Source organism: cyanobacterium endosymbiont of Epithemia turgida isolate EtSB Lake Yunoko (assembly GCF_000829235.1).
Lineage (GTDB): Bacteria > Cyanobacteriota > Cyanobacteriia > Cyanobacteriales > Microcystaceae > Rippkaea.
Window position 1 is genome coordinate 480,763 of sequence record NZ_AP012549.1, and the last position, 17,206, is coordinate 497,968.

A 17,206-nucleotide genomic window follows, 5' to 3' on the forward strand; every position below is an offset into this window, starting at 1 on the left:
AATTTCCCTCGTCGACTACGATGATCTAGTACAAACCTGTGTTGACTTGATTCAGGTAAATGCTATGCTTCTACCTGAATCAAGTCAATGTGGCCATGAGTTGTTTTGTAGCTGGAACCAAGCAGTGATAGTAAAACGAATCTTCAAGAGAAGAGTCATCGGACTGTACGTCAATTAAAAGACTATTAGGGTTTACTAATAAACTTCCTCAGTAATTAACATTTTTTTCTAAAAAAAATTAGGCTTTTCTAGATACAGTTATGATCAATCAGGAGTTAGTAGTCTAGAAGGACTATGACTTTTTAGAAAACCAATAAGTTTGACTGAATTTAAATAGCTATACTCATAGGTTTAGACTTTGTTAAAATTACCTAGTAAACAGAGAAAATGGGGAATATTTCGATAAACTCACTGCCAAGTCAATCTCTTAGAGGATAACCCTAAAAACAATTATTTCTTATTTTTAAAATGAGCTTCCATGACCTGACGCACCATAGGGGCAGCCACCGACCCTCCACCCCCGCCGGAATGTTCAGCAAAAGCTACCACTACAATTTCTGGCTTATTATAAGGGGCATATCCCCCAAACCAGGCATGAACCTTCCCTGGAGGGGCTTCTGCAGTACCGGTTTTTCCTGCTGCAGGTGGTAAATTTGGCGAATTTAAGGCTTTTCCGGTTCCACTTGACACAACTGCCCGTAGTCCTTGTTTTAGGGTTATAATAGTGCTAGGTTTAAGATTCATAGATGTTCGCCATTTACTCACATCTCCGTCTCCTTTTAAGAAATGGGGTTTGACTCGATAACCACCATTGGCAGGGACAGCAAACATAATGGCCACTTGTAAGGGAGTTGCCTGAGTGAACCCTTGTCCAATAGACATATTCACTGTATCTCCATCAGTCCACCCCCAGCTGTAATTTTTTTGTTTCCAGGTATCATCCGCAATTAACCCTCGTGCCTCTTCTTCTAACTCGATGCCAGTTTTGTCTCCAAAACCATAGTTACGCGCCCACTTAATTAAGGTTGTCCCTCCTACCCCGCGTCCGATTTGTCCATGAAAGGTATTACTACTCCAGGCAATCGCCCGAACATAGCCCATCGGTCCAAATCCAGCCCGATTCCACTCCCCAAAGAACGTTCCCCCAACATTGAGGTAAGCGAAAGTATTTAAAACTGTATTGGGGGGATATTTCTCTGTTTCCATTCCAGCAGTCGCCGTGACTATTTTAAAAAGTGAGGCAGGAGGAAATCCCCGTAAAGCGCGATTAACAAAAGGGTCTCCCTCACGACGCCATTTCTCCCAAGTTTCAGGAGTAATTTGGCTAGAGAATACATTAGGGTTGAAGCGTGGATAACTAACCATAGCCAAGACTTCCCCGTCTCTTGGATCTATGGCGACGATAGCACCTTTGCGTTTACCTAGAGCGGTTTCTGCAGCTTTCTGTACGTCTAAATCTAGGGTAAGAGTAACATCTTTTCCCGCCTTCCCAATTTTTTGCCCTAAAACTTTTACTACTTTTCCTACGCCGTCTACTTCTAGCTGCAAGCCCCCCCATTCTCCTCGTAATTGTTGTTCATAAGCCGCTTCTATCCCCATTTTCCCTACAGTATCTCCTAGACGGTATCCTTCCGAACGACGTTTAGATAATTGTTCAGCATTAAGTTCTCCAGTGTATCCTAAAACATGAGCTGCTAGGTCTTGGTTAGGATAGTTTCGTACACTTTCAATATCGACTTCAAGTCCGTTAAGTTCACTTTTAAATTCTTCTAGGGCAGTAATTTGAGCAGGGTTAAGACTACGGGCGATACGGATAAGAGTAGGGGAATTATAGCCTGCTTGTTTAATCTTTCGTTCAATATCATCTGCTGAAATAGATAAAAGTTGGGATAGGTAGCGTAAATTTTCTTCCCAGTTAGATTCTTTGATGACAACAGGCCAAAGATAAGCAGCATGGGTTAAGCGGGTTGAGGCTAGGACTCTACCTTTGCGGTCAAAAATATTACCTCTTACGGGAGGTTTAGGGATGATGCGAATGCGATTATTTTCGGCTTTTTCCCGATAAACTTCTCCTTCCAACAGTTGTAGATAGACCAGACGTGACCCAATCCCTCCTAATAGAATTAAACTAATTAAGACCATAATTAGCCAAGGCTGACGTTTTTGTCCGATAGTACGATTGGTTTTCTTTTGTCTTGTGTTGTAAAAATCATGACTATCACCAAACATTGGTGTTTGCCATTTGGACTCGGAGTGGAAAGAATCGGTAAGCCGCATATCGTCTATTCAAGAATTGTTAACGTACTAGGATAGCTTTTTAAACACTATTATTTTTAGTATAGAAGTGTTGAAGTTAATTAAAAACCCCTGAACTATAATCTATGACTGATACCAATTCTTTACTTTCTTATTTACTAGAAGGCTTTTATAAAAAATTTAAAGTTCTTGATAATCATTGGCAAAATTTATGTTAGCATAATTAGGTTTTTTCTATGTTTATTGTTCAAGTTTATGAAAAAATTAGAGTTTTTAATATAGATGTGTTAATTTGTAGAGAAAGCTAAATCATGGCATTTCTACAATAATCAAGATAGAAGACTACTTTAATTAAACAAGTAGCTTTAGTGGAAGGTGCGTAGTCATAGAATGTTTGCCGTTAGCAATTTAAAATATTTAAATATAAAAATCGCTATCAAAAACAAAATTAGAAGAGGCAATCACAACAGAGTACAATTATGCTTATGTCGAATTTTATCAAGGCTATTAACTTTGAGTTAAGTACATTTTGGGGATTAATCCTGTTTTATTATTAAAATTACTCACAAATAAGTTTATCAAAATAGGAAAATATTGACCACAAAATACCAAGTTTAATCCAGCTAATATTCATACTCACAGAGTTACTGTTTAAGACAATAAAACGGATTTTAAAACTTAATTATTGATTTTATAAATTAATAATTAAGTTTATTTGACGAGCCAGACAATAAAACAAACTACATAGCATAGCTTGTTTTATTGTTGTAAGTTGGACTAAAGTTTGTTTTTACAATACAACAGAGAACTTGATAATCTTTTCATCTATTTATTTATTTAGATGCTAATACTTAGTGTTTTACTTTCCTTATTTTTCATAAGTAAATATTGAAAATTACTACTTGAGTATCGAAGTACTAAATTATATTTTGAGGAATTTATATTTTTTCCCTAATATAAAATATTTTAAAAAATATTTTATATTTATATTTAAAGCCTATCAGATAAATATGTAAGTAATTATCTTTTTAAGAGATAAATCTTAAAGTTAATTAATATATTTATTTTAATTAAAATAATGAGTTAATAACTCCGGCTCAATAAAGACCTTACTTATGTCAAAATTTTTTATTTAACTTTATATAGTCAGTTTTATTTTTTATAAATATTGTATAAACTATTAGTTTAATAATAAACTACGGATAATAATATTGTTATTATTTTTGTTGAAATACCTAAAAATGTAAAGTGGAATATATTCTAAAAAAAATATAAAAATTAGTAGTTGTATATTTAACTTTTATTTTATTAAAGTTAAATATACAAAAAACTTACTATAAATCAATCTTAATTTTTTGTATACATACTTATCTTAATTCAAAAAAAATAAAGGTAAAATCTACGATAATACACAATATAGATCAACATCAAACTACCTTTTTAAATTAATGCGTAAATTATATAATTTTATACTCTAAATCAGGTAAATATTATTAGATATAATAAGTGGTTTAAACATCATTTATTAAATAAATATTGAATAAATATTAAATAATATTAAAGGTTGTAATTATTATTTTTCGTATATATGAGAGGAAATTTTTATCGTTTTAAGTATTTGCTAAAACTAAGAAGATAGGTTTTTCTATTCATTTTTTAATTTTATTTTTCTATTACAGTTGATAATAAGTTACTTGATGAAAAATAGTTATCGTTTTTAGGTTTTAACACTTAACATCCACTTTCAGAGAGAACGCATTGTTATTTGTTTTTATATAGACCTTTTCTAGCTACTGTTGTATCTCTAAAAAAAGATTACTTAAAAACAATACATTTATGCTATTGTGACTTCTGTTGCAGCTATCTTTGAAATTTAAGTTAGTAATTACTAATCAGTTAAAATATTTTAGCTGGTTTCTCTAACAAGAGAATAATATAGACTAACAAATGCACTGCGAATAATAAATGATTTATTATTTAATCTTTTTCCTAAACTTCCTCCTTTTGTATCAAGATTATTGATGTACCCTAATAGGTTTCTTTTATCTTCCTAAAAAGAGAATTCATTAAAAGTTGAATATCAATAACAATATTATTATTTTTTAGTTCAGAAGAAGAGTAAGAACAAAAATTAAGTTTTTTATTTTTACTATTACTGACACTAAATATCATAATTATTTTTGCTAACTGTTTTTTACACTGCTGTCTAAAAGTTATAGCAACAAAGATTGCAACCTTGGTAAACTTATCAAAATAACAATAAGATTTTTTATACAAAGCACTAGGATGACTTCCTATGACTATTTTTGTTCAACTAACTTCTGATTAAGAATATAGTTAGTTATTTAACGATAACATCGTAACTTAAATATAACTAATTTATGATTATATTACAAATATTAAACTGTAATCAAAAATATTTAGTGTAATACACTGTAACTTACAATAAAAATTGTACCTATTTTTTTAAAAAAATAAATCTTTTGTATCTATTAAAATCAATTATATACATATTTTTTACTATTGTTAATTGTCTAAACAACTTACCAGATTAGAGCTAGTTCAAACTAAACTATATTTTCTTATAGATATAAAGATTATATCATTTATTTAAATTTTTTCAAACAATGTAGTTATTGAAAGTAAATATCTATAATTAGATATTGTGCCTAAAATATTTATTATTTTTTAATATTATTTAAATAATAATAATATTAAGTTGAGTATTTTAAACGGTTTCTTGATTTTAATTAAGAGTAGGCAAGTACTTTATCTTTGTGAAATTTTTTAAAAATAGACTTGAGGAATATGAATTTAAAAAATAAAGTAGTAAAAATTTAATTTTACCATTAGAGTAGTACATTAAAGTTGATCTAAATTATTTTTAACTCTTGAACTTAAAATATTGTAAATATTATCTAAATCTTAATCGAGAAATTTATTCGTTTACCAGTTGCTGTAGTCTGGCCATCTCGTCTATAAAAACCCTGAAGACGCGTAAGATATTGTTAACAATAAAACCTGTATTATAACCTTATTAAATTATTAGTTAGCAATATTCATTACTACAAAAAAAATAAGTAAAAATAATTGCAGTATCTCAGTATGTTTTAGTAATAATATCTATTATCGTAGCATTAATTAGATTAAAATGGAATTATCACGATACAGTCTATAATTGTAAATAAACTAGATAATTCAATACGTTATTACTCAAATTTGGCATAAATATAGTATATAGTATACGGTAGTTCATGCAGAGATTACTAAATAGATTAGTCTTTCTAGGAAATAAATTAAAATACTAGGATATCATCTTATTTTGGTTGACTTCAAAGATACAGTTTAACAAACTATTTTACATAAATTGTCAGTAATTAATAAACCTTAGTATAAATACTACTAAAATTGAAATATACTTTTTTTTAAAATAAACAATTTCCTAAAATTTTGTCAGCAATATAATTTAATATTACTGCCATTTTTGAATCATCTTATGAAATTACGTGTTCATGATTTGCCCTGTTTTAAATTTAAACGATTGCTAGCTGTTGATATTCTAAACAGCTAGCTATACTACTCTAGAACCAGAGTCTCGAGAGCTAAAAAAATAGGCAACTTTTGGATAAAGTTCGTTAGACTATTGATTAAACCCGATTACAAGAAAAAAAAGCTGTGTTTTTTAGCGTTGTTATTCCTACCTATAATCGAAAACCTATCCTGGAAAAATGCCTAAGAGCTTTAGAAAATCAACAATTAACTGATGATAAAGTAAGTAACTACGAAGTCATCTTAGTTGACGATGGCTCGACAGATAATACCCTAGAATGGCTAGCAGAAAATATCGCAGAATTCCCTCATGTGCGTCCTTTTCTTCAAAATCATCTGGGTCCTGCCGCAGCAAGAAATTTAGGAATAGAAAAAGCCCAAGGTGATACAATTATATTCATTGATAGTGATCTAGTTGTAACTGAGACATTCATTCAGTCCCATGCGAATGCTTTAATCACAGGAGAAAAAGAATTAGGAAATAAAAAATTATTTACCTACGGTGCGGTGATTAACACTTGTAACTTTGATAATCCTACCTCAGAATCTTATAAAATCACTGATTTTTCTGCAGCATATTTTGCTACTGGCAATGTAGCAATTGCCCGTGAATGGTTAGAAAAAGTTGGAGTTTTCGATACGAGATTTCAACTTTATGGATGGGAAGATTTAGAATTAGGAGTGCGACTTAAACAACTAGGATTAAAATTAGTTAAGTGTCCCAAAGCAGTTGGTTACCATTGGCATCCGTCTTTTACTTTAGATCAAATACCTAGCTTAATCGACCAAGAAATTCAACGGGGAAAGATGGGAATTCTTTTCTACCAGAAACATCCCACATGGGAGGTTAGATTGATGATCCAAATGACTTGGTTACATCGTTTATTATGGGGATTTTTATCTTTAGGAGGCAGTCTTAATGAACGCACGCTTGCACCTGTTTTGCAATGGTTAATTAATCAAGGAAAACCGCAACTCGCCTTAGAAATTGCTCGAATATTTCTAAATTGGTATAATGTACGCGGAGTTTATACTGCTTATCGAGAATTACAAACCTAGGTGGTATATAAAGCTTATGGATTTTAGGTAAATTCCTCGCCTAAAATATAACCATCGAGTTAAAAGTTGGGACGGACTTAATTATTAAAATCCAGTCATAAACTAATTTTCTCTTGTGTCTTCTGCTTTCTCTCTTCTCCATTTTGGATAAATGGTTTTAAGCCAATATAAAAACTTTCGTTAAAAATAGGCTGATGGAAAGACCGATGTCCGAGATCATTGAAATATTAGCAGCTATTGTCAAAGTTTGTTGAAAACTAAGCTGTTCTAAAAGTGATAACTTATTGATTTAAGTGAAACTTCTGGGCATATTGGAAATTAATTACCCCTATTTTGGAGACGATAATGAGTATTGCGATTGGCATTGTTGTAGGTTTAATTATCGGAGGAGTTATCGGTATTTTTCTATCAACCTTCTCCAAGGAGCGCAAACTCGCAGCTCAATTAGAAAGAAGTACAAAAGCTCTAAAAGAGGCTGAAATACTTCAGCAACAACAAGCACAAGAAATCAAACAATTACGGCAATCTCCACCGCAGATGCAAGAGATTGAACAATCTTATCAAATTAAAATACAAGAAATCGAGCAATCCTATCAGAAACAATCGGAAGAACTGTCTCAGACTAAAACTAAACTAAGTAAATTAGAACAGAACGAACGACAAATACAAAAAATTCAACAAACTTATCAAACTCAACTTGAGATACTAGAACAAACCTATCAAGCCAGACTTAAAGAAACGCTGCAACAAGTGCAAAGGTTTGCTCCAGTATTAGAAACCAATCAGGCACACATTCAACAAATTGAGCAAATTTATCAAACTCAACTGCAAGAACAGCAACAAGCTCATGAGCAAGCTATTAACGAGTTAGAAAAAGCCTATGACGAAGGAGACTTCGCCTTAGATGAGTGGGGGGAGGCAGAAACCTCTGATACCTTATCAGAAGACCTAGTCCATGACACCACTAAAGCTCTATCCTTAGATCAAACTGAAGGAAGAAACCAAAACAGGGTTGCTGACTTATTGCAACAAAAAAAATCTGACGATCTAGATTTTTTTGAGATGTTACCTACTGAGGAGGAAACAACTAAAGACTTATCGGGGGCTTTCACAAAAGACTCAAAAAATCCTTATGTCGGTTTTTTTGAGTCAGAAACCAAAGATACAACCCATGACCCTGATGAAATCTTTTCCAGTTTTCTAGATACAGAAAAGTCTGAGGAAAATTTAACGAACCTATTAGAAACAGACGACAAAAACAAGTCTTAACAAAGAAATCTGTTTTAGCCGGCTAACGACAATCATCAGAATGACATAATCACATAACAATAATCTGACAAGCGATGAGAAATCGGAGCAAAATTATAATCTGAAGAGATTCGAAAATCTTTGACAACAGACTCCCGTTCATAGATATTTGTTATAGATATTTAATTCCCAGGAGAAAGTTTCTGGGATTTTTTGCTCATAAGAAAACTTATAATAAAATCTTTTCAAGATATTTATTGGCAATCTAACAAATTAACGTTATGATTAACCAGTCATAATTGTGGTTAAAGTTGCCCTCAACTCACAAAACTAATACTTTAAACCTAGCGCGTTTAAGATAGACTGCCTCACTAGAAAATTACTCTTCCTCAACGTTTATGGTCTAGGATTAAGACACTTGATACCTTTACCGTCTGATGTCATTACTGCTGTGCCTATTCACCGCCAGCCTCCTTTTGCTCAAAACATACCAACCTGTGGTCTCAAAACCGATACCACTCCTGTTTTTGCCCTGAAAGAACTTGTTGCCAATCTTTATCGAGAACAAAATAAAATTCAAAACTTATTAAGTTCCCTAGGGTTTGCTTTACGAAGTTTTAATAATCTCAATCAGTTTCTAGAACTCACCCCTTTGATGACAGCACGGGTGACTGATGCTGATGGAAGTGTCTTGATTTTCTATAAAGCGAATGGGCAAGTCTCTTTAGAACAGTTACATTGTCAAAATCATCAAATCGAGGTGGAGATTCAAGAAGTTCTGACTCGCGTCATTAATCAGATTAACAGTAACGCCTCAATTACTCGTAGCCTGGCGGTTTCCTTCGACGAACAAATTCGCCATGAAATGGGTACAAAAATTCGTCTGTATAATACGCCAATTTTAGTCAAAAATATGGAACGGGGGCGGCTTTACGTTTTTAGTGCTAATCCTCAATATGTTTGGACCCAAACCCGACGGAGATTACTCCAATTGGTGGCTGATCAAACAGCCGTTGCTATTGCTAATAATGAATTAACGGTAGAACTACGCTCCAAAGAACGACAGGATCGCGAATTGGAAATTGCTTCTGAAATTCAATTACGTTTACTACCACGCAAATACCCAAGTATTCATGGTGTAGAATTAGCTGCCCATTGCCAAACTGCTAACCGGGTTGGAGGTGACTACTATGATTTTATCCCAACTAATTATGATCAACTCCGTCAAAATCAAAACAGCACAGAGCAAGTATTAGATCATTGCGTTCCTTGGAGTATTGTCATTGGAGACGTGATGGGAAAAGGAGTTCCTGCCGGGTTGATCATGACTATGACGAGAGGAATGCTTAGGGCAGAGGTATTAAACCGTAACTCTCCTGGACAAATCCTCCAACACCTCAACCGAGTCATGTACTCTGATTTAGAGAACTCCAATCGGTTTGTAACACTTTTTTATTCGGAGTATGATCCCAAAACTTGTATTCTCTCTTTTAGCAATGCAGCCCACAACCCTCCTCTGCGATGGCAGTACGCTACACAAGAGATTGAACGACTCGATACCGAAGGAATGTTAATTGGATTAGATCCTAATTCTGAGTATGGGGATGAACGGGTTCAACTAAATCCAGGAGATATTGTCCTTTATTACACCGATGGACTAACTGATGCGGTTAACCTAAAAGGTGATCGTTTTGATGAAGATAATTTGATTGCTGCTTTTCAAGCGGCTTGTCAAGAATGTGATAGTTCCCAAACTATTCTTAATTATTTATTTAAAGAGGTTGAGCAGTTTATTGGGACAGGAAATAATAATAGTGATGACATGACTTTGGTCGTCATGCAGGTGAAATTATCGGAATAATTCTTGAATTTATGGGAGATTTTCGATTTTACTGTTTAATTATCCTATAAATTTGGGAATTATAGCCCTATTTGCTTATTATAACAGGTTTTATCTGGCTGCACACTAACTGCTTGGGCAAACGTAAGTTCGATAGAAATTAAAAAAAAAATGACTAAGCAATAACTTTATGCTGGATGATAGAATTTATTAGACTTTAATATTCGATACTTGCTTGGTATTTTTAAACTTAGATTGCTTCTATTTAAAATAGATGAATGATTGGCTTTCAAGTTAACTCTAGACGACATATATGACTATAAATTTATGCCTAAGTTAAAACAAGATTTTACTGGTAAATTTTGGGGATACTAAGGAGATATTCTTTCAGAACTCTCTTAAGAACTCTGTCAACAAATACTTTAAGCAATTAAATAAAGTCAAAGGTTAGTGACACTAATTGATATAATTTTGCTTCGTCAGCATTCTTTGATTAAAACAATTAACGATTAACTTAAACAAATCTTTGTAATTGAACATTAGTAGAGATTAAAATATTTAAAATTATTTTGTTAAACTTTGTACTCAACTGACAGCCTAATACCTATTTATCAGAAAACTCTTCTTTCGATTTAGAGTCAAAAGGCAAGTCGGCTTTCACCCCTTGTTGTTTTTGCAGTACTATTGTAGCCTTAATTATTGGCAGTTACTGTTCTCGATAATCGTCGACCTCGTCGTCTTTTGATTGAGACATTGAGAATAACAACCGTGTTTTTAAAACTCGTCGAACTCACATTGAGTTGAACTGTCTCGCACCTCAAAGTATTGAAAATACTGACATTATTGGAAAGTTTCAATCATTAAAGATTTTATCAAGTCCGGTCGTGTCTGAACTTTGGATATTTAATTTGTTCCAGGATATATGTTTAGAATTTTTACTGGTGCTTAAACGCTTTATTTTTAGTCAACGGCCGATAGTAAACCAATGGTTGACTATCGATAACGGATAATCAGATAAAGAATATTTTTCTTGGATTAATGAAGTACAACACATTAGGTTCAAAATTTATGACCCATTAGGGTTTAACTTACTTTTGACAACAATTTTTTATTTTTGACACCTAGGGGGTTACTGTGAGCAAACAAAAAAAGTGGAGTGAGCGCTTTGAAGGCAATCTTCATCCTTCCATCGCTCGATTTAACGCTAGTATTAGCTTTGATATCGAATTACTTGAATATGATATAACAGGTTCTATTGCCCATGCCAAAATGTTAGCCCATACAGGAATTATTGCTGAGAGTGAAGCACAAAAATTAGTGCAAGGACTAGAAAAAATTCGTCAGGAACATCATAATGGAGAATTTATCCCTGGAATTGACGAAGAGGATGTTCATTTTGCAGTAGAAAAACGTTTAATAGATATTGTGGGGGATGTCGGCAAAAAACTTCACACAGCAAGATCCCGTAATGATCAAGTAGGGACTGATATTCGTCTTTATCTACGAGATCAAATTAATAAAATTCGGAGTCAATTACGGGATTTTCAACAAGTCTTACTTGATCATGCTCAAAACCATGTAGAAACGCTTATTCCAGGTTATACCCATCTACAACGGGCTCAACCGATCAGTTTAGCTCATCACCTATTAGCTTATTTCGAGATGGCACAACGAGACTGGGAACGATTGGGAGAAATTTACGCTCGGACAAATATTTCTCCATTAGGATGTGGTGCATTGGCAGGAACAACATTTCCCATTGATCGTCAATATAGTGCCCAATTATTAAAATTTGAAGGTATTTATGGCAATAGTTTGGACGGAGTGAGTGATCGTGATTTTGCTATCGAGTTTCTCAATGCTGCTAGTTTGATTATGGTTCATCTTAGCCGTCTAAGTGAAGAACTAATTTTTTGGGCTTCCCATGAATTTAAGTTTATCAGCCTTACCGATAGCTGCGCTACGGGGTCAAGTATAATGCCTCAAAAGAAAAATCCTGATGTTCCTGAGTTAGTCCGAGGAAAAACTGGACGAGTCTTTGGCCATTTACAAGGAATGCTAGTTTTAATGAAAGGGTTGCCTTTATCTTACAATAAAGATCTCCAAGAAGACAAAGAAGGAATTTTTGACGGGGTGGCAACGGTTAAAAGTTGTTTGGAAGCCATGACAATTTTTTTAGGAGAAGGCATTGAGTTTTGTAAAGAACGTTTAGCTCAAGCAGTAGCCGAGGACTTTTCAAATGCGACAGACGTAGCCGATTATTTAGCTGTCCGCGGGATTCCTTTTCGGGAGGCTTATAATTTAGTAGGAAAGGTAGTGAAGACTAGTTTAGCATCGGGTAAGCTCCTTAAGGACTTATCTCTAGAGGAATGGCAAGCCTTACATCCTTTGTTTGAAGCTGATATTTACGAGATAATCGCCCCCAAACAGGTAGTAGCAGTTCGTAATAGCTACGGTGGAACTGGTTTCAAGCAAATTCACCAAGCTATTGCAAGGGCGAAAGCACAAATAGAATCTTCCCAACTACACTAAAATCTTAGTCTTCATCTTTTAAGACTGTAAATTGATTGCGGCGATATATTAAACCATCATGAGAGTTATATCTCATCTTTTTACCCCCTAACCTAAGCAACTATATATTCTCATTCTTGTTGATGAACGTATTGTATTTATACGACTGAGGCATACAAGTACGGTGGATATTTTCTAGAGAACTTGTGGACTGGAGAGAAAATATTCTAACAACAATCAACGGGAATTGTTAGGATAAGCCTGCTTAAAATTGTTGCAAATTTGCCGTGTAGTCGGGATTTATGCTTCTACTCATCAAAATCATAAAGTTTGTTTCTATATTTTAAAGGAGATGTGATCTGAACTTAAGCGATTAACGATCTCTATGGAAGTTTATGCTATCATTTCCCTTCAGAAGAGGGAATGGGGATGATGGCAACAGTAAAAATTGGAGTTGGAACTAGTCTGTTTCCTCTCTTAATCAGTCAGTTTAAAATCTTCATCTTTTTCTTTTGAGAACAAGCAGTATTGACAGTAGTTTCAATCCCTTATCACACACCTTTCTGTATTTCCCTTGACCCGTTGTCTTACTTAATAGCGGATTTAAATTTAATTATGGAGCTTATAATAACGGCAGTGGGCAAATTAGTCCATTAAGTCTTTATCGGTTACTCAATCAATTGTTTCATTGAGACCTTAAAAATTTTTATATTTTTAAATTAGCGAGTATTTAAAAATTTTTGTTCAATAGTTTTCAATTAAGTTTAAATCAGTGGAATGTATAGAGATAAAAGTAAGACTTGTACTCGAATAGATTCCATTATTTATCTAACTTTTATTGTTTGACAAGCTGATAAATTATCCATAATTACACCAGTTTTTATCCACCGTCATGGCATCAAGATTTTTTTATTAAAGATAAAAAAATTTTTTTGTTTGCCTATAGTTAAAAAATAAAAACGACTACACAATCAAATGTAGCAAGCGCTCTGATTAACGGAATATTTTTCATAGACTAGGTTTCCTTTAGTCGCTCTGGCACAGTAATAAGTAATGGATAGATAACTTTGGTTTTGTCAATAAAAACTAAATATGAAAGTGTGGTTTGTTTAAGTATCGTTAATGTTAAGTAATGATATCCCAATCAAAAGTATTTTTTCTTGATCATGGGAAAATAATTCTACAATTTTTATTGCTTTCTAAGGTCTAAGGAGACAATTAACAAAACTATAATTGGTTTGAAAGTGCCATGTCAGTTATTGAGTTTATTTATTGGTCTTGTTGTTAGTTTTGCTAATGCTAGTGGAACTATTTATATAGTCTACTTATATTAGTAAGTTAAACTACTTTTTTTGTTCTTTTAACTTTAATTTATCCAGGTACTCCTTATAAATTAGTTTTTTGTGTTTATTAACTTTAACTAAAAACTTAATTAGAGGTTATATTAGCAGTCTCTATTTCTGTAAAATATCGATGACTATAATTTTAACATGAGTCAACAGGGTTTTAAAAAAGAACTTATTATTTTTATTTAAATTATTAAAGTGATTATAAAAAATAATCACTTTAATAAAAGGTGAAGCTAGTTTACATATTTTTACTATAAGTGACGTTTATCATTGTTGTTAGAGATACTATAAGATATCAATTTTTTACTCAAATTAAAGAGAATTTTACTTAATCATTCTGTGAATTGTTATCTATCTTAGACTTTACGATTCAATGCCTCCATTACTGCATATTGACTCATGTTTTTATAAACTTGTTGTAGATGTTGTTGAGCGACTCGTGCTTCTTCATAAGTTAAAGTAATTCTTCCCAAAATATTTAACACTGTTTGATCATCAGATGGGGGAATAATAACGATTAGTGAGGAATCTAATCCTCTCTTATACTGCCAAAATTTAGTAAAGTCTAAAATCTTAGATTTTTCTGCTTGGTGATTTAATGTTTCTGTTATTTCTGGCAATTTATCTTTATTTTTCGTTAATTTTCTGTCTTTCTGCTGATTAAGTTTATGAAGGCGTAGCTGACGTAAAGCATCAAGAATTTGCTCCTTTGTTCTTCCTCTTAATTTAAAGATTGTAAAAGGATCTTCCCTAAAATACTCAGCTAATTGATAATAAACTGCCCCAATATGTTTACAAAGGTTAGCTTTGTCGGGACAACTACAACAAGCATTAATATCTGACAAGGTAAAAGGAAAAACACTAAGTCCGTTATTAATAAAAACTTCTTCAATATTTTCTGGCATTTTTCCGGCTAATAATTGGGCTGAAAAAATTGCTTTCTCAGATAAACTCTCAATAATATAATCCCAATCTTTATCAACAAAAGGAACTAATGAAAGTGATACTTGATAGGGATTAATATCACTACCTTGAACTTTTGCAAATACTTTTGCGTCTTCAAATTTAATACTTAAAATTTTTCCTTCTCTTGCATAAATTCTAGCCCGTTCTAATCGTTTTTTAAATCTATAAGAATCCAGCAATTCCAACCAACGTTCTACCCACCATTCCTTGTGATATAAAGTCTCGTCACTGTTTGATGAATTAGAATTAGTCATAATCTTGTTGTCTTTTAGTTAGAAGGGGTTTGTTGTAAATTTCTAGCTTTATAAAAAGTCTCTAAACTTTCTTGATCTCCCACATATCGCCAGTGCCAGGGTTCATAACTAATGCCTTGGTGATTATCAGGGGGAAAAGACAGCTCAAAACTGTACTTAGCAGCATGATTTTTTAACCAGCTAAAAGCAGCTGTTTTCTCAAAATCAAGGCTTAAATGGGTAGCAGGGGTTTTAGCATCGCCAATATCTACCGCATATCCAGTATGGTGTTCACTATAGTTAGGGGGTGCACTCACTTCAGCACGTTCACTAGGATTTTGGTTCCGTTGTCGTTGGATTTCAAAAAATAAGTAGTTTTGTTCAGAAACCGTCCTAAATCCTGAAATAGGAGTCAGAATAATTCCTTTATCTCGAGCTGCCTTTTGCATTTCTATGAATTGCTCAGCTGCATTAAGACGCAATCGGACGTGTCCATCAGAAGTAATTGCTTTCAATGTTGATATGGGAGCTTGTTTATATTCTAAATGTCCAAGAACATTTTCTAATGGCTCGGGAGAAGGATTAACTACTGGGATTGATTTTGGGACGGGAGAAAGTTGAATCGAGATTGCAGAAGATGAGGATGTGGTTGATGGTAAAGGAACTAGACGCATGAAGAAAGTTCCACCTAAAATCAGAATAGGCCCTGCCCCTAGAATGCTTCGTATTAACAATTTTCGTTTTTGTTGTATCTTGGCTTTACTGATAGAAGTTTCTCTTAAAGCCTCTGGAATATCATTCATGTCATGATCGTATAATTAATAGTTCATTGAACATTGTTGATGTATTATCGTTTTTTGTCTACTCTCAACATTTGCCAATTTTATAGGAATTTTCAATTTAGTAGATAAAATTGACAGTAATGAGTCAATATGTCAATTATATTTTATTCAGTACTTAAGATAGATAGAATATAGCTTTATTAAACATTTAATTAAGTTTGTTTCATGATTTATTTCAGATTTGGTAAGCTCTATATTAATAAATATAACTCTGGGAAATATCACTGTTTCTTTCTCTCTATAGTTAATTTTAAATTGTACTGACTACTTATAATGAATTTATTGCTTAAAACTTAGTATTATGTTGAATGAATAGCCAATAATAATTAATTTATCTGTTTTTTAGAACTATTTGCTAGGGAGTTAATAATTTTAGGAAAATTTCTGAAAGTAATGGAATATATACTCATTTTTTAAAATTTTATGGATTGCTCAATATCTGCAATAAAAATTTATTAAAACAGAATAAATCTAAAATCAGTAAATATTTGAGCTATAAACTATAATTAGATTCGATATGTATTGAGTAAAAAACAGAGAATCAATATAAATTTTACCAAGACTAAAAAAAAATATTGTTATTTAAGTAATAATAAATAATTATTAAATTTTTCATACAATCAATTAAAATTTAAATAAATGTAGCTTATGCCCTAGACAATAATTTAAATACACTGTTTTTTTATAGGTTTAGAAAGGAAAAATCACAGACATTGGTTTCATTCATTTTCTTTCGATAGAAATCTATTATGAGACTAGTATTGAACACATAGAGTTTTTAAATGTTTAGTTGTATGGAACTAAAATCTTTTTGTTTGGCATTATAGATTTGAACTATATTCAGTTATAAACGATCACAGGGAATTATTGACTTTGAAGTGAATTACAAGCAACACAGATAATCATCGATCTGTTCCTAAGTTAAGAAATAATTTAATTGGTAAATTTTGGGAAACCCGAGTATATATTGTTTAATAACTCTTTTAAAGACTCTATCAATAACGACTTTAATTAATTACTTGTGATCAACAGAAAACAAAAAAAGGAGTTGGTGGAACTAACTATTATTATCTCACTTTATAAGCGCTCTTTAATCAAAACAGTCAAGGGACAACTTTATAATATCTCTCCGATTGAATCTTCTAGAAATAGAAGTGTTTAGAACTATTTAAGCTAAAAAGAGAAGTTTGTATTGTGTCCGACTGAGTTAAAATAATCATTTCTGTCTTGCTTTATTGTTAGTAGTTACTGTTTTAGGCAATTATCAATCTTGTCTTTTTGTTTACTCAAATATTGAGTAAATGTGCTTACAGCCTAGTTTGACTCACCTATAAATGGCTTCTTAGAGGATAA

General features: G+C 32.5%; 7 protein-coding genes. 4 read left to right on the plus strand and 3 right to left on the minus strand.

All coding sequences use genetic code 11. The annotated features are described in order from the left end of the window. Positions 1-450: 450 nt before the first annotated feature. Entirely contained in the window at positions 451-2,229 is a 1,779-nt protein-coding gene (gene mrdA / locus ETSB_RS01385) for a penicillin-binding protein 2 (RefSeq protein WP_232509900.1), read from the minus strand. 3,702 nt (positions 2,230-5,931) lie between these two features. Between mrdA and ETSB_RS01395 the strand changes: the two genes are divergently transcribed. The 4 genes from ETSB_RS01395 to argH all read left to right on the plus strand — a co-directional run bounded on the left by ETSB_RS01395 (position 5,932) and on the right by argH (position 12,484). Next, positions 5,932-6,864 (plus strand): glycosyltransferase family 2 protein, encoded by a 933-nt coding sequence (locus ETSB_RS01395; RefSeq protein ID WP_044105864.1) that lies wholly within the window; start codon positions 5,932-5,934, stop codon positions 6,862-6,864. Positions 6,865-7,209: 345 nt separating this feature from the next. Next, the gene (locus tag ETSB_RS08775) at positions 7,210-8,133 is read left to right on the plus strand and encodes a hypothetical protein (protein ID WP_052470604.1); all 924 of its coding nucleotides are present in this window, start codon (positions 7,210-7,212) and stop codon (positions 8,131-8,133) included. A 421-nt stretch (positions 8,134-8,554) separates the two neighbouring features. Continuing rightward, positions 8,555-9,973 carry a PP2C family protein-serine/threonine phosphatase gene (locus tag ETSB_RS01405; RefSeq protein WP_044107537.1) on the plus strand — a complete coding sequence of 473 codons (1,419 nt, stop codon included), beginning with the start codon at positions 8,555-8,557 and terminating at the stop codon, positions 9,971-9,973. 1,113 nt (positions 9,974-11,086) lie between these two features. Next, positions 11,087-12,484 carry an argininosuccinate lyase gene (argH, locus tag ETSB_RS01410; RefSeq protein ID WP_044105865.1) on the plus strand — a complete coding sequence of 466 codons (1,398 nt, stop codon included), beginning with the start codon at positions 11,087-11,089 and terminating at the stop codon, positions 12,482-12,484. Positions 12,485-14,168: 1,684 nt separating this feature from the next. Here the strand turns inward: argH and ETSB_RS01415 are convergent. Together ETSB_RS01415 and ETSB_RS01420 are read right to left on the minus strand one after the other, a co-directional pair. Further along, positions 14,169-15,032, minus strand: coding sequence for an SWIM zinc finger family protein (locus tag ETSB_RS01415; RefSeq protein ID WP_044105866.1), 864 nt, complete (start codon positions 15,030-15,032; stop codon positions 14,169-14,171). 14 nt (positions 15,033-15,046) lie between these two features. Further along, positions 15,047-15,814, minus strand: coding sequence for a M15 family metallopeptidase (locus ETSB_RS01420; RefSeq protein WP_044105868.1), 768 nt, complete (start codon positions 15,812-15,814; stop codon positions 15,047-15,049). Positions 15,815-17,206 lie beyond the last annotated feature (1,392 nt).

Bases quoted from the DNA above. Each gene is read 5' to 3' on its own strand.
- ETSB_RS01420 (WP_044105868.1), bottom strand. From the start codon at position 15,814: ATGAATGATATTCCAGAGGCTTTAAGAGAAACTTCTATCAGTAAAGCC.
- ETSB_RS08775 (WP_052470604.1), top strand. From the start codon at position 7,210: ATGAGTATTGCGATTGGCATTGTTGTAGGTTTAATTATCGGAGGAGTT.
- mrdA (WP_232509900.1), bottom strand. From the start codon at position 2,229: ATGTTTGGTGATAGTCATGATTTTTACAACACAAGACAAAAGAAAACC.
- ETSB_RS01415 (WP_044105866.1), bottom strand. From the start codon at position 15,032: ATGACTAATTCTAATTCATCAAACAGTGACGAGACTTTATATCACAAG.